The following is a 19,109-nucleotide window of genomic DNA, read 5'->3' on the forward strand; positions in this document are numbered from 1 at the left end:
CCGCCCTGCCACCTCCGGCGCCCGGACCGCCGCCCGCTTCGAGCACCTCAAGCCTGGACTCGGTCACCGAACTCCAGATCAGCCAGGCGCTGGCACACGACGTGCCCGCCCGCACCCGGATGCTGATCGCCCACCGCGCCTCCACCGCGGCCCGCGCGGACCTCGTCGCCTGGCTGGAAGGCGGCAGGCTGCGGGCACTGGCGCCACACCGCGAGCTGTGGCAACTGGCCGAGTACCGGGCCGTGTTCGACGGCTCACCGGCGGAGGGGACGGCCGATGCCGACGGATGAACTGGCCCTGCACGGCCTGCGCTTCCTCCGCGCGCGCTGGCGGGTACTGCTGGCGCTCGCCGGATGGTCGCTGCTGGAGGCGGGCCAGACGTTCCTCGGCGGCTACGCCCTCGCCCGGGCCCTGGACGACGGGTTCCTCGCCCACCGCACGGCGGTCGGGCTGTACTGGCTGGCCGCCGCCGCGGTGGGTATCGCCTTCGGCGCGATCGGCACCGGGCGGTCCTTCCTGGGCGTCGCCGGACTCGCCGAGCCGCTGCGGGACGCCCTGGTGACCCGGGTGGTGAGGGGCAGCCTCCGGGACGCGGCGGCCCAACCGCACCGGGCGGACACCTCGGTGGTCTCCCGGCTCACCCAGCAGGTGGAGATCGCCAGGGACAGCTTCGCGGGACTGGTGATGGTCGCGCGGTCCTTCTTCTTCACGGCACTTGGCGCGCTGATCGGACTGCTCTCCCTCTCCGGCGCGCTGCTGCTCGTGGTGGCCCCGCCGCTGGTGCTGGGGCTGGCGGTGTTCGCGCTGTCGTTGCGCCCGATGGCACGCGGGCAGCGGGCGTTCCTCACCGCCGACGAGGCCCTCGCGGACGCGGTGGGGGAGACCGCGGCAGGACTGCGGGACGTGGTCGCCTGCGGAGCCGAGGACCACGCGGAACAACGGATCCGGTCCCGCGTCGACGCCGAGTACGCGGCGGCCCGGGTACTGGCCCGATGGGGCATGGTGCGGGTCGCGGCACTCGGCGTGGGCGGGCGGCTGCCGGTCCTGCTGTTGCTGGTGGCGGCGCCGTGGCTGCTCGGCCACGGGGTGACCGCGGGCGCGCTGGTCGGCGCTATGACCTATGTGACGCAGTCACTGCTGCCCGCGCTGCAGAGCCTGGTACAGGGCTTTGGCGGCGCGGGGGGCCCGGGTGACGGTGGTGCTGCGGGCGTTGCTCCGGGGCGGTGACGGGCCGGTGCCGGAGGCCCGCCCCGCCGCTGCCAGCGGCGAGGCCCCGGGTGCGGCCGTGGAGTTGAGGGGGGTCAGCTTCGGGTACGGCGCGCCCGGCGGGACGGCTCGTCTCGTCCTCGACGACCTCGACCTCGTCCTTCCGGCGGGATCCCACACTGGCCGTCGTCGGCCCGAGCGGCATCGGCAGGTCGACGCTGGCCGGCCTGATCTCGGGCCTGCTGGAGCCGTGCACCGGTGAGGTGCTGGTGAACGGTGAGGCCGCTGGAGCGAAGGAGTCGCGCGTCCTCATCCCGCAGGAGGCGTACGTCTTCTCCGGCACCGTGCGCGACAACCTCCGCTATCTCTGCCCGGATCCGGTGCCCGACGACACGCTGCCGCAGGCGGCCGAGGCGGTCGGTGCCGCCCAACTCATGAGCCAACTCGGCGGTTTGGACGCACCGCCGACCGCGCTGTCCGCCGGTGAGCGGCAACTGCTGGCGCTGGCCCGCGCGTACGCGTCCCCGGCGCGCCTGATCCTGTTGGACGAGCGACCTGCCACACCTGGACGCGGCGGCCGAGGCGCGCGCCGAGCGGGCCTTCGCGGCACGGCCCGGCGGCACACTGATCGTGATCGCACACCGCATCAGTTCGGCCCGCCGTGCGGACCTGGTGCTGGTGATGGACGGTGCGCGGGCGATGTGCGGCAGCCACCGGGAACTGCTGGACCGCTCGGGGCTCTACCGCGACCTGGTGGGGCACTGGGACGCCGCGGGCGCGCGGTCACAGCCACCCCGCGCCCTGGGATATCCGGATGGCGTCAACGCGGTTGCGGGCACCGGTCTTGCGGTTGATGGCGGCCATGTAGTTCCGCACCGTGCCGTGGCACAGGTGCAGCCTGCGGGCGATCTCGGACACCGAGGCGCCCTCGGCGGCGAGTGACAGCACGCTCAACTCCCGTTTGGTCAACGGGGTGTCGGCGGCGTGGAGCAGGTCGAGGGCGAGTGCGCTGTCGACGAATCGTTCCCCCTGGGCAACCTGCCGGATCGCCCGCAACAGGCTCTCGGGAGCCGCCCTTGTTGACGAACCCCAGGGCGCGGGCCGGTGATGCCCGGCGCAGCAGGCCCGGTCTGCTGGCGGTGGCGAGCACCACTAACGCGGACAGGTCCGGCAGGCCGGGCAGGGTACACGAGCGGGTGGTACCGCTGGTCGTGGTGAGCGCCGTGGAGCCGGGACACTCCACGTCGACCACGCACACATGTGGCGACGACGAGCGGGCCGCGGCTCTGAAGTCCCGCCAGCTGGTCGTGGATACGTCTAGGTCGCCGTCCCGGGCGAGCAGGGCGGCCAGCGCCGACCGCAACAGGTGGGTGTCGGCTGAGACCTTGGGTATGGGATTCGGTCAAGGCGAAGCGCCACCGGCGCGCGCCGTTACCGCACCGTAAGCTCCCCCCCTGGGGTCCACCGCGCGGCCGGAAAGGTGTTCCGTCACTCGCTGGCGGTCAGGTCGATCAGCCGGCACACCGTCTCGATGTCGATCTTCACCTGAGCGATGGACGCCCGCCCGGACAACCAGGTGACCAGCGCCGAGTGCCAGGTGTGCTCGATGACCCGCACGGCGGAGAGCTGTTCGGCGGTCGGCGGACCGGGCAGCCGCATCGCGTCCAGGATGATCGCCGTGGTGAGTCGGGAGACGGTGTCCACCTCGGGGCTGACCGAGCGATCGGCGAAGGTCAGCGCCCTGAGCATGGCGTCGGCCAACTGCGGCTCGCGCTGCAACGCGCGGAACGCCCGCATCAACGTCTCGGCCACCCGTGCGGACGGGGCCTGCGCGGCGGGTGGGCGCTTGCGCAGCGTCTCGTGCATCTGCTGCAACTGGTCCTGCATGGTGGCGACCAGCAGGTGCACCTTGGACGGGAAGTAGCGGTACAGCGTGCCCAGGGCGACCTGGGAGTTCTCGGCGACCTCCCGCATCTGCACGGCGTCGAAGCCGCCACGGCTGGCGAGTTGGGCACTGGCGTGCAGGATGCGGCGACGGCGGGCTTCCTGACGTTCGGTCAGGGGCGGAGAGGCCGGTTTCTGTTCTGTGGCCATTTGTCCCATTCCGTGGAGTCCGTTCGCGAGGCGCGGCGCACTGGGGCGGTGTGCGCATGATGGCAGGATGCCGAGCCGTGGCGCGAATCACCTGATGCGCCCCTGGCGGTCGCACTGGCTGCCGGTAGATTCGGGGTTCGTTGGACGAGCGAGTCTGAAACTTGTTCTAGATTAGCGCGACCGGTTACGCTCCGGCTGAACTGCAGTGAGAAGGGGGCCGTGAGTGACGACTGAGGCCGCTCCGGTGGTCGGGCCTGCATCGCTCGCACCCCCCGCGCGGGACGCTGGCGAAAGGCCGCTGCGCATCGCGCTGCTGACCTACAAGGGCAACCCCTTCTGCGGCGGCCAGGGCGTCTACGTGCGCCATCTCTCCCGTGAGCTGGCCCGCCTCGGCCACACCGTCGAAGTCATCGGCGCCCAGCCGTACCCGGTGCTCGACCAGGCACCGGAACCGGGTCGGCTGACCCTCACCGAACTGCCCAGCCTGGACCTCTACCGGCAGCCCGACCCGTTCCGCACCCCCAGGCGCGACGAGATCCGGGACTGGATCGACGCCCTTGAGGTCGGCACCATGTGGACCGGCGGATTCCCCGAGCCGCTGACCTTCTCGCTGCGCGTACGCCGCCATCTGGCCGGGCGTTGCGGTGAGTTCGACGTCGTACACGACAACCAGACGCTGGGCTACGGCCTGTTGGGCATGGAGCGGATCGGCCTGCCGCTGGTGACCACCATCCACCACCCGATCACCGTCGACCGCCGACTGGAACTGGACGCCGCGCCGAACTGGAAGCGGCGGCTTTCGGTCCGGCGCTGGTACGGGTTCACCCAGATGCAGAAACGTGTCGCCAGGCGGCTGCCGTCGGTGCTGACCGTCTCCGGCTCATCCCGCCACGAGATCATCGAGGACCTCGGGGTCCACGCGGACCGCATCCACGTGGTCCCCATCGGCGCCGACACCCGCCTGTTCTCCCCGGATCCGTCGGTACCGGAGATCCCCGGCCGGATCGTCACCACCTCAAGCGCCGACGTGCCGCTCAAGGGCCTGGTCCATCTGATCGAGGCACTGGCCGTGGTCCGCCGAGAGCACCCGCACGCCCACCTCGTCGTGGTCGGCAAGCGCCCGGAGAAGGGTCCGGTCGCCACCGCCATCGAACGGCACCGGCTGGGCGGCGCCGTGGAGTTCGTCAAGGGCATCAGCGACGCCGAACTGGTGGATCTGGTGCGCGGGGCGCAGATCTCCTGCGTGCCCTCGCTCTACGAGGGCTTCTCACTGCCCGCCGCCGAGGCGATGGCCACCGGCACCCCGCTGGTCGCCACCACCGGCGGTGCCATCCCCGAGGTGGCCGGTCCGGACGGAGAGACCTGCCTCGCCGTACCGCCCGGCGACCCGGAGGCGCTGGCCGGTGCGCTGGCCAGACTGCTGGGCGACGCGCGGCTGCGCGTCCGGCTCGGCGCCGCGGGGCGGGACCGGGTACTGGCCCGGTTCACCTGGGAACAGGCGGCGCGCGGAACCGTGGAGCGCTACCGCGCGGCGATCTCCCAGAGCAGGAGTTCTTCCGGGGCAAGTCCCCGTACGCCCAAGTGAAAGCAGAGTCCTCGTGCTGACCGTCGACTTCTCCCGCTTCCCGCTCGCCCCCGGCGACCGGGTCCTCGACCTCGGATGCGGCGCGGGGCGCCACGCCTTCGAGTGCTACCGGCGCGGCGCCAACGTCGTGGCCCTCGACCGCAACGGTGAGGAGATCCGCGAGGTCGCCAAGTGGTTCGCGGCCATGAAGGAGGCCGGGGAGGCACCGGCGGGCGCCTCGGCCGTCGCCATGGAGGGCGACGCGCTCCAACTGCCTTTCCCCGACGACAGTTTCGATGTCGTCATCATCTCCGAGGTCATGGAGCACATCCCGGACGACAAGGGCGTACTCGCCGAGATGGTACGGGTGCTGCGGCCCGGCGGCCGGATAGCCGTCACCGTGCCGCGCTGGCTGCCGGAGAAGATCTGCTGGGCGCTGTCGGACGCCTACCACGAGGTGGAGGGCGGTCACATCCGCATCTACCGCGGCGACGAACTGCTGGCCAAGATGCGCGAGGCGGGACTGAAACCGTACGGCACCCACCACGCGCACGGACTGCACAGCCCGTACTGGTGGCTCAAGTGCGCGTTCGGCGTGGACAACGACCAGGCACTGCCGGTCAAGGCGTACCACAAGCTGCTTGTCTGGGACATCATGAAGAAACCGCTGGCCACCCGGGTCGCCGAGCAGGCGCTCAACCCGCTGATCGGCAAGAGCTTCGTGGCGTACGCGACCAAGCCGCACGAGCCCGGCGGGGCGACTGTCCGCGACGCGCGCGCGGCTGCCGGTCGGCAGTCGGAGGACGACGGGAACCTTCGCCGCGCGGGCGGAGAAGCGGACGCAAAGGCGCGCGCGTGACGAGTCCCGGGCGCACCGAGCACCTGGTCCTGCCAGGCGTGCTCTCGGCCGAGCAGGCGGCGCAGACGGTGGCCGGGATCCTGGCGGTGCAAAGGCCGGACGGCGCCATACCCTGGTTCACCGGCGGGCACCTGGACCCCTGGGACCACGTCGAGGCCGCCATGGCCCTGGACGCGGCCGGGGAACACGCCAGCGCCGCCGCCGCGTACCGCTGGCTGGCCGACAACCAGAACCCGGACGGCTCCTGGTACGCCGCCTATGTGGACGGCGTACCGACGGACCGCGGCCGGGAGACCAACTTCTGCGCCTACATCGCGGTGGGCGTCTGGCACCACTATCTGACCACCGGCGACGAGGCGTTCGTCGACCAGATGTGGCCGCACCTGTTCGCGGCCGTCGAGTTCGTGCTGGCGCTGCAACTGCCCGGCGGCCAGATAGCGTGGCGGCGCGACGAGGACGGCGGCCACCCCGGCGAGGCGCTGCTCACCGGCTGCTCGTCCGTCTACCAGGCGCTGCGCTGCGCCCTGGCGGTGGCCGAGCTACGCGAAGATCCGCAGCCCGACTGGGAGTTGGCGACCGGGCGGCTGGCGCACGCGATCCGGCACCATCCCGAGCGGTTCTTGGACAAGAGCCACTACTCGATGGACTGGTACTACCCGGTGCTGGGCGGCGCGTTGCGCGGTCCGGCGGCCAAGGAGCGGATAGAGGCCCGCTGGGACGAGTTCGTGGTCCCCGGTCTCGGGGTGCGCTGCGTACTGCCCAACCCCTGGGTGACCGGCGGCGAGAGCGCCGAACTCGCTTTGGCGCTGTGGGCGATGGGGGAGTCCGACCGGGCGGTGGAGATCCTCAGGTCCATCCAGCACCTGCGGGCCGAGGACGGCATGTACTGGACCGGCTACGTCTTCGAGGACTCGGCGGTCTGGCCCGAGGAGAAGACCGCCTGGACCGCGGGGGCGCTGCTGCTGGCTGTCGCCGCGCTCGGCGGGGACGAGGCCACCACCGCCGTCTTCGACGGCGAACGGCTGCCGCTCGGCTTCACCGAGCCCTCGGACGGCTGCTGTTGACGGGTCGGTAGGCTGGCCGCGTACTCGCCTTCCGAGGGCCTTCGAGAACGGGGTAGCGGCATGGCCGAACTGGACCACGACACCTACTGTTCGCACATCGTCGACGAGACCGACCGGCTGCGGGAGGCGCTGCGCGGCGCCGACCTGAGCACCACGGTGCCCACCTGCCCGGAGTGGGACCTGCGCGAGCTGGCCACGCACCTCAGCGGTGCGCACCGGCTCGCGGAGGAGGTGGTGCGCACCCGGGCACTTGAGTACGACATCAAGGAGGCGATCGCCCGCCGGGAGCAGGCACCGGAGGACCCGGCCGAGCTGGACCGCTGGCTCGGCGAGGGCGCCGAGGCACTGGCGAAGGCGCTGCGCGCGGCGGGCCCGGACGTCGAGGTGTGGAGCTGGAGTCCCGTCCAGCGGACCTCCTTCTACGCCCGGCGGATGGCGCTGGAGACGCTGATCCACCGCGCGGACGCCTTCCTCACCGTCGGCCGCCCGTACCAGGCGGACGGCGAGCTGGCGGCCGACGCCGTCGACGAGTTGCTCCAGCTCCTCACCTGGCCGCAAGCCCTGGCGTTCCGGCCGAAGCTGGCCGAACTGCGTGGCGCCGGGGAGACGATCCATCTGCACGCCACCGACACCCCGGCCGAGTTGGCCGCCGAGTGGCTGATCGAGCGGCAGCCGGACGGCGTCGCCTGGCGGCGCGAGCACGGCAAGGGCGACGTGGCACTGCGCGGCCCGCTCACCGAGGTGCTGCTGGCCTTCTACCGGCGGCTGCCGCTGGACGACGAACGTCTCGAAGTACTGGGCGACCAGGCGCTGTTGGAGCACTGGTTGCAACTCACCGCCCTGTGACGCCGTCAGGTGCTCGCGGGACTGGGAGGGTCTAGGAGTTCAGTTCCGCGAGCACCCTCAGCGTCGTCGGATCAGGCGCCGTCACCAGGAGGTCGGTGACCGGACCGCGGCGCCACAACTCCAGGCGCTCGGCGATCCGTTGCCGTGGCCCGACGAGCGAGATCTCGTCGGCGAACGTGTCCGGCACGGCGGCCACCGCCTCTTCGCGCCGCCCGGCGAGGAACAGCTCCTGGATCCGCCGGGCCTGCTCCTCGAACCCCATACGGGCCATCAGATCGGCGTGGAAGTTGCGGGACCTGGCGCCCATGCCGCCGATGTAGAAGCCGAGCGTCAGCTTCACCGCGGCCAGCGCCTCCGCCGGATCGTCGCAGACCTGGGCCCGTACCATCGGCGCCACCATGAACCCCTCGGGCGCCTTCGCCAGCGAGGGCTGGTAGACGTCGGTGCGCAGCGGCGACCAGTACAACGGAAGCCAACCGTCCGCGATCCGCGTGGTCTGTGCGATGTTCTTCGGCCCCTCCGCGCCGAGCAGCACCGGCAGATCGGCGCGGAGCGGATGGGTGACCGACTTCAGCGCCCTGCCGAGTCCCGTACCGTCCGGGCCCTGGTACGGCAGGCCGTGGTAGTCGCCGCGCAGCCGCACGGGCGCGGTGCGGCGCAGCGCTTGGCGGACGACGTCGACGTACTCGCGGGTGGCGGTCAGCGGACTGCGCGGGAACGGGCGGCCGTACCAGCCCTCGACGACCTGCGGCCCGGACAGTCCGAGGCCCAGCATCATCCGGCCGCCGGAGAGGTGGTCCAGGGTGAGCGCGTGCATCGCGGTCGCGGTGGGGGAGCGGGCGGCCATCTGCGCCACCGCCGTGCCCAGTCGGATGCGGGAGGTGTGGGCGGCGATCCAGGTCAGCGGCGTGAAGGCGTCCGAGCCCCAGGACTCGGCGGTCCACACCGAGTGGTAGCCCAGCCGTTCGGCCTCGACGGCGAGGTCGAGATGCCGGGGGTCGGGGCCGCGCCCCCAGTAGCCGAGTGCCAGGCCTAGCCGCATCGCCTTCCCCCTCACCACTTCTGACGCCCCGTCAGAAACGGTACGGTCGGTGCCCGCGCGACGCAACGGCCCCCGCCGAACCGGAAGTTCGACAGGGGCCGCTCTGCGCTGTTCGGCGGAAGCGTTTCAGCCGCGCTGGATGCCCGTGGTGTCCTGGAGCACCCCGCGCCGTCCGTCCTGGGTCTGCGCGACCAGCGCGGCACCGCGCTGGTCCACCGCGAGGTACCAGGTGCCCGGCGTCAGTTCGGCGACCGGGGTCGGCGAACCGTCCTCCGGGTAGATCGGCCGCGGCACCGGCACCGCGAACCAGAACGGTGCGAACTCCACGCCGCCGCCGGACGGTGCCTGAGCGGCCGCCGCGGGCTGACCGCCGCCGAGCGGGGCACCCGGCTGCTGCGACTGGTCGGCGTACGGCTGCTGCCCAGCGGGGTAGCCGTAACCGTGGGACTGCTCCGTACCGTAAGGCTGGCCACCGAAGGGCTGGCCGCCGTAGGGCTGGGCCGGGGCCGGCTTGGGGGCGCTGACCAGGGCGGCCTTCAGCGCCGGGACGCGCGGCGTGACGATGGCGACGGCGGCCATCGCCGCGGTGGCCACGAAGCCGAGGATGGCGCCGATGCCCGGGCTCACGCCCTGGCCGCCGCCCATCAGGGCCCACAGCGCGCTCCACGCGGCGAACACCGCCAGTGCGGTGCCCCACTGGTCCAGGGTGAGCCCCGCGGGCTTGCGGCCCTCGGGCAGGAAGCGGGCGCCGACGATCAGGGCCGCGGCGATTATCCCGGCCAGGAAGATCGACGGAAGCACGGGGAACAGCGACGACTTCCACGCGTTCGGCATCGTGACCTGGCCACACAGGTTGCCGCAGTCGCTTACCGAGAAGAAGTCCAGGAATGACGCGATGAGCAGCAGCGCCGCTGCACCGATCACCGCGCCGTCGCCTCGGGTGAGGGAGCGGATGTTCACGTAGTGGTCCTTTGTCAGTTCGGTGTCGTCGCTGTCGCCGGTACGCGCAGCGCGCTCCGCTCGGCAAGGCGGAGTGCGGGGGGCACCCATGGTACGGGTGTGGCGGCCCGCTGGTCAGCGGGGACGGTTGGCGGACCCTAGCCGCCCGCGCCGGTGCGGCGCAGCACGCGCAGCGAACCGGTCACCGAGACCTCCGTGAACGCCCCCGAATCCAGGGCGCGTTGGTAGACGCGGTACGGAGCCTGGCCGCCGTCGGCCGGGTCGGGGAACACATCGTGGATGACCAGCAGGCCGCCCTGGGCGACGTGCGGGGCCCAGCCCTCGTAGTCCGCGGTGGCGTGCTCGTCGGTGTGGCCACCGTCGATGAAGACCAGGCCGAGCGGGGTCTGCCACAGCGCGGCGACGCGCGGTGACCGGCCGACCACTGCGACCACATGCTCCTCAAGGCCCGCCGCGCGCAGCGTACGGCGGAACGTCGGCAGCGTGTCCATCGCCCCGACCTCCGGGTCGACCAGCTCCGGGTCGTGGTACTCCCAGCCGGGCTGCTGCTCCTCGCTGCCGCGGTGGTGGTCGACGGTCACCGCGGTGAGCCCGGCGTCCCGGGCCGCGGCGGCGAGCAGGATCGTGGAACGGCCGCAGTATGTGCCGATCTCCAGAAGCGGCAGGCCGAGCGGCGCCGCCTCGGTCGCGGCCGCGTACAGGGCCAGGCCCTCGTCGAGAGGCATGAAGCCCTTGGCCGCCTGGAAGGCGGCGATCGTGTCGGGGCCGGGCTGCGAGGGCGCCTGCGGCTGGGTGGCGGTCATGAGGGCCATCGTGCACCATCGCCAGCGGCGCACTTCGGGTGGGTGGCGCCGCCGGCCTGCAGCGCTGTCGTCTCCCGTCCCTTCCGGTTACAGCCAACCGTTGGTGCGCGCGGCGCGTACCGCTTCCATGCGGTTGCGCGTCGAGGTCTTCCCGATCGCCGACGACAGGTAGTTGCGGACGGTGGACGTCGACAGATGGAGCCTGGCCGCGATGTCGGTGACCGTCGCGCCGTCCGCTGCCGCGTTCAGGGCGTCGCGCTCACGGGTGGTGAGCGGGTTGGGGCCCGCGCTGAGCGCGACGGCGGCCAGGGTGGGGTCGACCACCCGTTCTCCGGCGAGCACCCGCCGGATCGCGGCCGCCAGTTCCTCGACAGGGCCGTCCTTGACCAGGAAGCCGCTCGCCCCGGCCTCCATCGCGCGCCGCAGATACCCGGGGCGGCCGAACGTGGTGAGGATCAGCACCTGGCACCGCGGCAGCGCCAGCCGCAGGTCCGCCGCCGCGTCCAGACCGCTGCGGCCCGGCAACTCGATGTCGAGCAGTGCCACGTCGGGGCGCACCTCCCTGGCGGTGGGCACGATGGCGTCCCCGTCCGAGACCTGCGCGACGACCTCGATGTCGTCCTCAAGCCCCAGCAGCAGCGCCAGCGCGCCACGCATCATGCGCTGGTCCTCGGCCAGGAGGACCTTGATGGACTTCGCGGGATGCTGCTCGGTCATGGGCAGATCGTATGGCGGCGGTGCTCATGGCCTCGCGAAGTGGTCCTCCTCCACGGGCAGTTCGGCTGTCAGCTGGAAGCCGCGGCGGGGCGCCGGGCCCGCGCTCAGGGAGCCACCCGCCATGGTGAGGCGCTCGGTCAGGCCCTTCAGGCCGTTGCCCCCGGTCGAGGCGCCGGCGGCCTCGCCGCTGCCGTCGCCGTCGTCGCTGATGCGCAGGACCGCGCGGTCGCCGCCGGTGTCCAGCTCTATCCGGCAGGACGACGCCCGGCTGTGCCGTACGACGTTCGTCACGCCTTCCCGCACCACCCAGCCCATCAGCGCCTCGGTCTGCGGAGGCAGCGGTGGGCCCGACTCATGGACGGTGGCCTGTATGCCGGAGGCGTCCAACGCGGAGCGGGCGCGGTCGAGTTCGGTCGCCAGGCTGCCGTCGCGGTAGCCGGATACCGCCTCCCGTATCTCGGTGAGCGCCTGGCGGCTCACCGACTCGATGTCGGACGCGTGGCTGAGCGCGGCGTCCAGGTCGCGCGGCGCCAGACGGCGCACCGCCTCCGCCTTCACCGCCACCACCGACATGGTGTGACCGAGCAGATCGTGCAGGTCCCGGGAGAAGCGCAGCCGCTCCTGGCTGACCGCGGTCCGGGCCAACTCCTGCCTGGTGGTGCGCAGTTGGGCGATGACCTGGTGGAGTGAGAGGACCGCGGCGGTCACCAGTCCGGACAGGAGGGTTCCGTACGCGGTGCCGGCGGAGTCCCAGAAGTCGCCACTGTGGAACCCGGATATCACCCCGTCGGAGGCGGACAGAGCGACCAGCGCCATGCCCAGTTGTCTGCCGCCCAGCGCCGCCCCGCAGGCCAGCGAGAGCATGATGAACAGCAGAAGCCAGCTGTGCCCGAACGGGATGGCGGTCGCATAGGTGAGCGCGGCGAGCACCAGCAGCAGACAGCGCGATCGCCGCCCGTCCTTGAGGCTCTCGTCGAACGCCGCCCTGACCGCCATCACATAGACCACGGCGAACAGGGCGAGCGCGGGGTAGGCCAGCCAAGCCGGTCCGACCCGGCCGTGCGCCACATCGGCGCCCGGTGCGATCAGCATCGTCAGCCAGGGGACCATAGCGGCGGCGGTGGGCGCCTTGAGCTTCTCTATGTACCTGTCCAGTTCGGCGCCCCGCAGGTGCCGCATCTCATGCGCGTCGAGCAGTCCCTGTTGGCGGTGCTCCCTGCGGCAACGCCATCGCTCCCGGGCGGCCCGAAACCCTTCGCCGGCCCATGTCCACTCATTCCCCCGTGTCCCCGTCATCGTCCTTCGTCCGTTCTGGTCGTGCTGGTCGAATTCCATGATGGAGGTGCGCCGGGCCGCGCGTCATCGGGGGATCGGTTGCCGATCGGCGCCGGAAGGCTGATTGGCGCCTCATCCTCCGGGGCGCCGAAGATCCGCCCATCGGCTGACTGTGCGTCAAGTATTCCCTGTGAAACCGTGATGCGTTATACAGACCCCATCGACTAGAACGCGTTCTACGTGTTGCCAGGCGATGGCCCTGAACGACCCCGGCGCGGCCGACGGTGCGGACGGTCGCGCCGGGGTCCCGACCGACCGTCCGTTTCTCCGGGGCCGCCGCCCCGGACCGCCGTGAGGAGCCGCGCAGATGCCGATCGACGTCGCCCGGGCCACCGCCGCCGAGGCCCGCAGCACCGAACTCACCTGGGGACACAAGGACGTCCAGCTCTACCACCTGGGCATCGGCGCGGGCGTCCCCGCCACGGACGCCGACGAACTGCGGTACACGCTGGAGAGCAGACTGCACGTACTGCCCAGCTTCGCCACCGTCGCGGGCGGCGGTATGGCCGTCGCCGGCGGCATGGCCGCACCCGGCATCGACGTCGACCTGGCCGCCGTGCTGCACGGCGGGCAGAGCGTCGAACTGCACCGGCCGATCCCGGTCAGCGGCAGGGCGGTTCAGCAGTCCAGGGTCGCCGCGGTGTACGACAAGGGGAAGGCCGCCGTCATCGTGCTGCGCTCCGACGCGGCGGACGCGGACGGACCGTTGTGGACCTGCGACACCCAGATCTACGTCCGAGGCGAGGGCGGCTTCGGCGGCGAGCGCGGCCCATCCGTCCGCCTCGACCCGCCGCGACGTGAACCCGACCGGATCGTGGAGCGCACCACCAGGCCGGACCAGGCGCTGCTCTACCGGCTCTCCGGCGACTGGAACCCGCTGCACGCCGACCCGGAGTTCGCCAAGCTGGCGGGATTCGACCGGCCGATCCTGCACGGGCTGTGCTCCTACGGCATCGTGCTCAAGGCCGTGGTGGACACCGTGCTCGGCGGAGAGGTCGCCCGGGTGACCTCCTACGCCACCCGGTTCGCCGGGATCTTCTTCCCCGGCGAGACGCTGCGCATCCGGATGTGGGCTGAGGAGGGGCGCGTCCAGGTGTCGGCCACCGCCGTGGAACGGGAGGACGCCCCGGTGCTCACCGACACCGTCATCCAGCACTCGTAGCGAAGGGACGCGTCATGCGTGCGGCCGTACAACGGGAGATCGGACAGGACAAGCTCGAAGTCGTGGACGACGCCGAGGCGGTGGGATTCGGCCCCGGCAAGGTACGTCTGCGGATCAAGGCCACCGGACTGTGTCACTCCGACCTGTCGGCGATGAACGGCGTGCTGCCGCAGCCCGCCCCGTTCATCCCGGGGCACGAGGGCGCGGGCGAGATCGTGGAGGTCGGCGAGGGCGTCGACCGACTCAAGGCGGGAGACCGGGTGCTTGTCTGCTGGCTGCCCGCCTGCGGCCAGTGCCCGTCGTGCCAGCGCGGCCAGACCCATCTGTGCCTCACCGGGTTCCTCAACGCGGCCACTCCCAACTACCGCTGCGCCTCCGGGGATGTGTTCGGCTTCGCCGGAACCGGCACGTTCGCCGAGGAACTTGTGGTGGACGCCGCGTGCGCGGTACCGATCCCGGACGATGTGCCCTACGAGATCGCCGCGCTCATCGGCTGCGGGGTCACCACCGGAATCGGCGCCGCGCTCAACACCGCGAAGGTGCGGGCCGGTTCGTCGGTCGCCGTGCTCGGCTGCGGTGGCGTCGGCATCTCCGTCATCCAGGGTGCGCGGGCCGCCGGTGCCGCCGAGATCGTCGCCGTCGACCCGGTCGCGGCGCGCCGCGAGGGCGCGGTGCGGTTCGGGGCCACCGAGGCGGTCGGCCCGGAGGAGTTGGCCGACGCCAGGAACCGGCTCACCAGTGGTGAGGGCTTCGACTACGTCTTCGAGGTCGTCGGCCGCTCCGACACCGCCCGTACCGCGTACGAGACCACCCGGCGCGGCGGCACGCTCTGCGTCGTGGGGGCGGGCGCGATGGACGACTTCCTCAAGATCAACATGTTTGAGCTGTTCTTCGACGAGAAGCGCATCCTGCCGTCGCTCTACGGAGGCGGCGATGTGCTGCGCTCCTACCAGCGGGTGATCAGGCTGTGGCGCGCCGGGCGGATCGATCTGGCCGGGTTGATCACCCACCGGGTGCGGTTGGAAGAGGTCAATGAGGCGGTGCGGCAGATGCGCAGCGGTGAGGCGCTCAGGACATCCATCACTGTGTGAGCCGCCCGCCCTGTTCGTCCCGCGCACATCGGAGGTGGAGGTATGGCCGTGTTGAACGGCAGGACCGCGATCGTCACCGGCGCGGGACGCGGTCTCGGCCGCGCCGAGGCACTGGAACTGGCCAGACTGGGCGCGAGGGTCGTGGTCAACGACTTCGGACAGCCCGGCCGGGACGGCACGGGGGAGGCGTCGGCCGCCCCCGCCGACCAGGTCGTGGCCGAGATCGTCGCGGCGGGCGGCGAGGCGGTGGCCCACCACGGCGACGTGGCGGACTTCGAGCAGGCCCGGGAGCTGGTCCAAATAGCCCTGGACACCTACGGATCGCTGGACATCCTGGTCAACAACGCGGGCATCCTGCGCGACCGGATGGTCTTCTCGATGTCCGAGGACGAGTGGGACTCGGTGATCCGGGTCCATCTCAAGGGCCACTTCAACATGGTCCGCTTCGTGGCGGCGCACTGGCGGGAACGCGCCAAGGCCTCCGGTGGCGCGGTGTACGGGCGAATCGTCAACACCTCGTCCGAGGCGTTCGTCGCCGGGTCGGCGGGGCAGCCCAACTACGCCGCCGCGAAGGGCGGGATCATCGGGCTGACGACGTCGAGCGCGCTGGCGCTGCGCAAGTACGGGGTGACGGTCAACGCGATCTGCCCGCGGGCCCGCACGCGGATGACGCGGGACGTGTTCGAGGGGTTCGCGGCTCCAGCGGAAGGGGTGGATCCGCTGGCGCCCGAGCATGTCGCTCCGCTGGTCGGCTATCTGGCCGGGCCCGCCGCGCAGCGGGTCAACGGGCAGGTGCTGGTGGTGCACGGCGGCATGGTCGCCGTACTGGACCGACCGCGCGTCGCCGCGCGGTTCGACACGGGCAAGGAGGTCTTCTCCTACGAGGAACTGGAGGATCTGCTCACGCCGTACTTTGCCGGGAGGGATCCGGAGGAGACGTTCGCGGCCCCCGAGATCTTGGGCCTCAAGCACTCGGTGCGGGGCTAGGCGCTTTTGGGGCGAGCCCCCCGACCCTCAAGGGGCTGAGGGCCCGCCCCAAGCGTCACGCGTCGTGGTCCGGGCGTCGGTGCTTGCCATGAGCCGGGACGGAGTCCTCTTCCACGGGGGCGGCGGAGCCGCGGTGCCGTCCCCCCTCGGCCCCCAGGGCGGCCGCCTGTTGGGCGCGGTCGTCGGTGCTTTCGGTACGGGCTTCGGGCATCAGAACTTTCTCCGTCGGGATCGCTTAAGGAGATGGCGAATTGGGGCGGAAGCGTACACAACACGCTTATCACGGCCGCCCGTTAACCTCGCGCTACCCACCGGTGGCCGGGTCGACACGGCCGTACGGCCCCTGATCAAGTCTAACGGCGGACAAGATCCATCGGCCAAGCCCCCTACCGTACCGCGGCGAGCGGCGCCTGCTGCAGCGGAAGTACCCGGCTGACCGGAGCCGTGGGTGGTGGCTCGCTCGGCTCCGGCCGCGGCGGCCGCGGCAACGGGCTCACCAGTGCCTCGGAGATGATGTCCCGCACCCCGTAGGGCTGATCCGGGCGCGCGAACGGCAGCCGCAGCGTGCCGTTCGCCGACCACCACGCGCACCCGACCAGCCAGCCCGGCGGTGTGGGCAGCGGCCACAGAGTCCGAGCCGACGGCCGCCACAGCACGGCGCGGTTGAGGATCCGCAGCACCACCGCACACGCCTCGGGCATCAGCAACTGCCCCGGCTGGATGGCGAGCGGCTCGATGGCCGCGGTGCGGTCCGGCTCCCGCAGGCAGTCGGGGAACCGCACCGGCCGTCTGCTGTCCAGCACGCCCCAGCCCAACCGGTCGGTGCCCGGCGCGTTGCTGCGGACCAGCAGTAGTTTGCTGTCCGGATCGGCGAGCAGCAGCCGGTCGTCGCTCTCCTCGGTGATCTGCAGCAGCGGACTGACCGTCCCGGTGTCCAGGTCGACCGCGATGGTCTTGGTGCGCCCCTGGTGGGTGCGGTCCAGGGCGAGCATCCGGCCGGTGCGGTCCAGCCAGACCCCGCCGGTGCACCGGCCGTCGATCTCCGCGCGCTGCTCCAGACCCGGCCCGCCGTGCACCAGCCACACGGTGGACCTGCCGTCCGCGTGCACCAGCGCGTAGACGGTGCCGCAGGGCAGCGCGGGCAGCAGCCGTACCGACTCGCCGTGCAGGAAGCCCACCGGCAGCTCACCGGTGCCCGGGCCGGTGGGGTAGATCAGTGCCAGATCGTGCCGGTCGGCGCCGCGGCGGCGGATCAGCACCCGGCCGTCGGGCAGCGGCAGCACCTGGGAGTCCGCCGCCTCCGGCCGCTGCCCGGGCAGTGGCACCGTGTACGGCTCGGGGCCGCTCAGCGTCCAGCGTTCCGGAAACCAGCCGGTGCCGTCCGGGTCCCCGCCCTGGGCGAGGCAGGCGGCGTAAGAGCCGTCCGCCGCGATGTTGAATCCCGAGCGCCGTGTGGTAGCGGACGCCGCTGAGGTCTCTGTGGCGCAGGCCGTCATGTTCCGCGTCACCTCCGGCTCAGAAGCTAGTTTTCGTACTTCCAGCCGAACAACGCGAGTTGAAATGCTTCACACATAAGGGTGGCTGTCTCCCGGTTCGCCGTGGATCGGAAACCGTCGTGTGCTGTGCCCCGTGACCGAGTCCAGGTAAGGTTCCCCTTACCTGCCCGCCGCGCGGTCCGGCGGGCTCGCCGCTCGGCCCGGCGAAGCAGCAGATGAACGGACCCCTCGGGGGATCCGGGGAGCACGGGCGGGAGGTAACCTTCCACCCGTGCCCAAACTGTCCGATGTGATCGACGCCCTCGAAACCCTCTGGCCCCCGCAACGGGCTGAGCAGTGGGACGCCGTGGGCCTGGTCTGCGGGGATCCGGACGCCGAGGTGCGCCGGGTGCTGTTCGCCGTCGACCCGGTCCAGGAGGTCGCCGACGAGGCGGTACGCATGGGAGCCGACCTGCTGGTCACCCACCATCCGCTCTATCTGCGCGGCACCACGACGGTCGCCGCCAGCGGGTTCAAGGGCCGGGTGGTGCACGGTCTGATCAAGAACGATATCGCCCTGCACGTCGCGCACACCAACGCCGACCGGGCCGACCCCGGCGTCTCGGACGCGCTCGCCGCGGCCGTCGGGCTGCGCATCAGCGGGCCGCTGGTGCCCGACCCGGAGGACCCCGCGGGCCGCCGCGGCCTCGGCCGGATCGGCGAGCTGCCGGCGCCGCTGCCGCTGGCCGAGTTCGCCGCCCGGGCCGCCCGTGCGCTCCCTGCCACCGCCACCGGGCTGCGGGTGGCCGGTGACCCGGAACGGCAGATCCGTACCGTCGCGGTGTGCGGCGGCTCCGGTGACAGCCTCTTCGAAGAGGTGCGGCGCGCCGGAGTCGACGCCTACCTCACCGCCGACCTGCGCCACCACCCCGCCTCCGAGGCCCAACAGCACGGCGGGCCCGCGCTGTTGGACGCCGCGCACTGGGCCACCGAGTGGCCCTGGTGCGAGCAGGCCGCCGCGGAGCTGGACGAGATCTCCGACCGGCACGGCTGGGCGCTGCGTACGCATGTGTCGCGCCAGGTCACCGACCCGTGGACGCTCCACGCGCCGAGCACAGACCAACCGTCCCCCATCACTAGCCCAGGAGCTTCCGCTTGAAAGCCGCGCCCGCCGACCAGATCCGACTTCTCGAAGTCCAGGCCCTCGACTCGCGTCTCGGGCAGCTGGACCACAAGCGCAAGAACCTCCCGGAGCACGCCGAGATCGAGCGGCTGAGCGCCGACGCCGCGCAGGTGCGCGACCTGCTGGTGGCCGCCAGGACCGAGGAGAGCGACACCGCTCGCGAGCAGACCAAGGCCGAGCAGGACGTGGACCAGGTGCGCCAGCGCGCCGCCCGCGACCAGCAGCGCCTGGACTCCGGTGCGGTCGCCTCGCCCAAGGATCTGGAGAACCTCCAGCGCGAGATCGCCTCGCTCGCCAAGCGCCAGGGGGACCTGGAGGACGTGGTGCTCGAGGTCATGGAGCGCCGCGAGGCCGCCCAGGCCCGCGCCGCCGAGCTGGAGCAGCGGCTGGCCGCCGTGCAGTCCAAGGTCACCGAGGCGGAGGCGCGCCGCAACAGCACCCTGGAGGAGCTCGACGCCGAGGGCTTCACCGCCGCCAAGGAGCGCGAGGTGATCGCCGGTTCGGTCCCCGACGAGCTGCTCAAGCTCTACGACAAGCTGCGCGGCCAGTTCGGCGGCGTGGGCGCGGCCAAGCTCTACCAGAAGCGCTGCGAGGGCTGCCGACTAGAGCTGAACATCACCGAGTTGAACGAGGTGCGCGCCGCCCCCGCCGACGAGGTCGTACGGTGCGAGAACTGCCGCCGGATCCTGGTCCGTACCCCCGACTCCGGTCTGTGACGGTC

General features: G+C 71.9%; 18 protein-coding genes and 2 pseudogenes. 11 read left to right on the forward strand and 9 right to left on the reverse strand.

The window, feature by feature from the left end; translation table 11 throughout:
* The first annotated feature begins 101 nt into the window (after positions 1–101).
* The gene (locus O5O46_RS06095) at positions 102–290 is read left to right on the forward strand and encodes a hypothetical protein (protein WP_443072403.1); all 189 of its coding nucleotides are present in this window, start codon (positions 102–104) and stop codon (positions 288–290) included.
* Positions 277–2,001 (forward strand): annotated as a pseudogene (locus O5O46_RS06100) (ATP-binding cassette domain-containing protein); the annotation flags it as partial. The gene O5O46_RS06095 and the pseudogene O5O46_RS06100, both read left to right, overlap by 14 nt.
* Here O5O46_RS06100 and O5O46_RS06105 read toward each other — a convergent pair.
* Positions 1,990–2,569, reverse strand: a pseudogene (locus tag O5O46_RS06105) (LuxR C-terminal-related transcriptional regulator). The pseudogenes O5O46_RS06100 and O5O46_RS06105 overlap by 12 nt on opposite strands.
* A 125-nt stretch (positions 2,570–2,694) precedes the next feature.
* Complete coding sequence (locus tag O5O46_RS06110) at positions 2,695–3,300, reverse strand: TetR family transcriptional regulator (protein WP_269854198.1); 606 nt, start codon at positions 3,298–3,300, stop codon at positions 2,695–2,697.
* 223 nt (positions 3,301–3,523) lie between these two features.
* Here O5O46_RS06110 and O5O46_RS06115 point away from each other — a divergent pair, with 223 nt between their 5' ends.
* From O5O46_RS06115 to O5O46_RS06130, 4 genes are read left to right on the forward strand one after another with little or no spacing between them, the layout of a single operon-like run.
* Entirely contained in the window at positions 3,524–4,885 is a 1,362-nt protein-coding gene (locus O5O46_RS06115) for a glycosyltransferase family 4 protein (RefSeq protein ID WP_443072405.1), read from the forward strand.
* A gap of 13 nt (positions 4,886–4,898) precedes the next feature.
* Positions 4,899–5,723 (forward strand): class I SAM-dependent methyltransferase, encoded by an 825-nt coding sequence (locus tag O5O46_RS06120; RefSeq protein ID WP_269854199.1) that lies wholly within the window; start codon positions 4,899–4,901, stop codon positions 5,721–5,723.
* Positions 5,720–6,787 carry a prenyltransferase gene (locus O5O46_RS06125; protein WP_269854200.1) on the forward strand — a complete coding sequence of 356 codons (1,068 nt, stop codon included), beginning with the start codon at positions 5,720–5,722 and terminating at the stop codon, positions 6,785–6,787. Before O5O46_RS06120 ends, O5O46_RS06125 begins: the two co-directional genes overlap by 4 nt.
* A gap of 60 nt (positions 6,788–6,847) precedes the next feature.
* A complete protein-coding gene (locus tag O5O46_RS06130) occupies positions 6,848–7,633 on the forward strand; it encodes a maleylpyruvate isomerase family mycothiol-dependent enzyme (RefSeq protein ID WP_269854201.1) in 786 nt (261 codons plus the stop codon).
* A 31-nt stretch (positions 7,634–7,664) separates the two neighbouring features.
* On the opposite strand, the gene O5O46_RS06135 is transcribed toward O5O46_RS06130, so the two are convergent.
* From O5O46_RS06135 to O5O46_RS06155, 5 genes are all read right to left on the reverse strand, one after another.
* Positions 7,665–8,675, reverse strand: a complete 1,011-nt coding sequence (locus O5O46_RS06135; protein WP_269854202.1) for an LLM class F420-dependent oxidoreductase — start codon at positions 8,673–8,675, stop codon at positions 7,665–7,667.
* Between the two features lie 126 nt (positions 8,676–8,801).
* Positions 8,802–9,635 carry a DUF5336 domain-containing protein gene (locus tag O5O46_RS06140; RefSeq protein ID WP_269854203.1) on the reverse strand — a complete coding sequence of 278 codons (834 nt, stop codon included), beginning with the start codon at positions 9,633–9,635 and terminating at the stop codon, positions 8,802–8,804.
* Between the two features lie 137 nt (positions 9,636–9,772).
* Complete coding sequence (locus O5O46_RS06145) at positions 9,773–10,438, reverse strand: class I SAM-dependent methyltransferase (protein ID WP_269854204.1); 666 nt, start codon at positions 10,436–10,438, stop codon at positions 9,773–9,775.
* A gap of 87 nt (positions 10,439–10,525) precedes the next feature.
* A complete protein-coding gene (locus tag O5O46_RS06150; protein WP_269854205.1) occupies positions 10,526–11,155 on the reverse strand; it encodes a response regulator transcription factor in 630 nt (209 codons plus the stop codon).
* Between the two features lie 24 nt (positions 11,156–11,179).
* Positions 11,180–12,334 (reverse strand): sensor histidine kinase, encoded by a 1,155-nt coding sequence (locus tag O5O46_RS06155; protein WP_269854206.1) that lies wholly within the window; start codon positions 12,332–12,334, stop codon positions 11,180–11,182.
* A 463-nt stretch (positions 12,335–12,797) separates the two neighbouring features.
* Here O5O46_RS06155 and O5O46_RS06160 point away from each other — a divergent pair, with 463 nt between their 5' ends.
* From O5O46_RS06160 to O5O46_RS06170, 3 genes are read left to right on the forward strand one after another with little or no spacing between them, the layout of a single operon-like run.
* Positions 12,798–13,652 carry a MaoC/PaaZ C-terminal domain-containing protein gene (locus O5O46_RS06160; protein WP_269854207.1) on the forward strand — a complete coding sequence of 285 codons (855 nt, stop codon included), beginning with the start codon at positions 12,798–12,800 and terminating at the stop codon, positions 13,650–13,652.
* 14 nt (positions 13,653–13,666) lie between these two features.
* Positions 13,667–14,743: a Zn-dependent alcohol dehydrogenase gene (locus tag O5O46_RS06165; RefSeq protein WP_269854208.1), complete on the forward strand. Its 1,077-nt coding sequence runs from the start codon at positions 13,667–13,669 to the stop codon at positions 14,741–14,743.
* A 42-nt stretch (positions 14,744–14,785) separates the two neighbouring features.
* Positions 14,786–15,730, forward strand: a complete 945-nt coding sequence (locus O5O46_RS06170) for a 3-oxoacyl-ACP reductase (RefSeq protein WP_269854209.1) — start codon at positions 14,786–14,788, stop codon at positions 15,728–15,730.
* A 55-nt stretch (positions 15,731–15,785) separates the two neighbouring features.
* Here the strand turns inward: O5O46_RS06170 and O5O46_RS06175 are convergent, their stop codons facing one another.
* Positions 15,786–15,941, reverse strand: coding sequence for a hypothetical protein (locus tag O5O46_RS06175; protein ID WP_269854210.1), 156 nt, complete (start codon positions 15,939–15,941; stop codon positions 15,786–15,788).
* A gap of 175 nt (positions 15,942–16,116) precedes the next feature.
* The gene (locus tag O5O46_RS06180; RefSeq protein WP_269854211.1) at positions 16,117–17,226 is read right to left on the reverse strand and encodes a hypothetical protein; all 1,110 of its coding nucleotides are present in this window, start codon (positions 17,224–17,226) and stop codon (positions 16,117–16,119) included.
* Between the two features lie 271 nt (positions 17,227–17,497).
* Here O5O46_RS06180 and O5O46_RS06185 point away from each other — a divergent pair, with 271 nt between their 5' ends.
* Both O5O46_RS06185 and O5O46_RS06190 read left to right on the forward strand, forming a co-directional pair.
* Positions 17,498–18,364, forward strand: a complete 867-nt coding sequence (locus O5O46_RS06185) for a Nif3-like dinuclear metal center hexameric protein (RefSeq protein WP_269854212.1) — start codon at positions 17,498–17,500, stop codon at positions 18,362–18,364.
* Positions 18,361–19,104: a zinc ribbon domain-containing protein gene (locus O5O46_RS06190; protein WP_269854213.1), complete on the forward strand. Its 744-nt coding sequence runs from the start codon at positions 18,361–18,363 to the stop codon at positions 19,102–19,104. Before O5O46_RS06185 ends, O5O46_RS06190 begins: the two co-directional genes overlap by 4 nt.
* Positions 19,105–19,109: the final 5 nt, after the last annotated feature.

This window comes from Streptomyces sp. RPT161 (genome assembly GCF_027533845.1).
GTDB lineage: Bacteria > Actinomycetota > Actinomycetes > Streptomycetales > Streptomycetaceae > Streptantibioticus_A > Streptantibioticus_A silvisoli_A.

What these genes read in the sequence shown, in the direction of transcription:
- O5O46_RS06110 (WP_269854198.1), bottom strand. Translation starts at nt 3,300, where the DNA reads ATGGCCACAGAACAGAAACCGGCCTCTCCGCCCCTGACCGAACGTCAG.
- O5O46_RS06130 (WP_269854201.1), top strand. Translation starts at nt 6,848, where the DNA reads ATGGCCGAACTGGACCACGACACCTACTGTTCGCACATCGTCGACGAG.
- O5O46_RS06135 (WP_269854202.1), bottom strand. Translation starts at nt 8,675, where the DNA reads ATGCGGCTAGGCCTGGCACTCGGCTACTGGGGGCGCGGCCCCGACCCC.
- O5O46_RS06145 (WP_269854204.1), bottom strand. Translation starts at nt 10,438, where the DNA reads ATGACCGCCACCCAGCCGCAGGCGCCCTCGCAGCCCGGCCCCGACACG.
- O5O46_RS06150 (WP_269854205.1), bottom strand. Translation starts at nt 11,155, where the DNA reads ATGACCGAGCAGCATCCCGCGAAGTCCATCAAGGTCCTCCTGGCCGAG.
- O5O46_RS06155 (WP_269854206.1), bottom strand. Translation starts at nt 12,334, where the DNA reads ATGCGGCACCTGCGGGGCGCCGAACTGGACAGGTACATAGAGAAGCTC.
- O5O46_RS06160 (WP_269854207.1), top strand. Translation starts at nt 12,798, where the DNA reads ATGCCGATCGACGTCGCCCGGGCCACCGCCGCCGAGGCCCGCAGCACC.
- O5O46_RS06165 (WP_269854208.1), top strand. Translation starts at nt 13,667, where the DNA reads ATGCGTGCGGCCGTACAACGGGAGATCGGACAGGACAAGCTCGAAGTC.
- O5O46_RS06170 (WP_269854209.1), top strand. Translation starts at nt 14,786, where the DNA reads ATGGCCGTGTTGAACGGCAGGACCGCGATCGTCACCGGCGCGGGACGC.
- O5O46_RS06175 (WP_269854210.1), bottom strand. Translation starts at nt 15,941, where the DNA reads ATGCCCGAAGCCCGTACCGAAAGCACCGACGACCGCGCCCAACAGGCG.
- O5O46_RS06180 (WP_269854211.1), bottom strand. Translation starts at nt 17,226, where the DNA reads ATGACGGCCTGCGCCACAGAGACCTCAGCGGCGTCCGCTACCACACGG.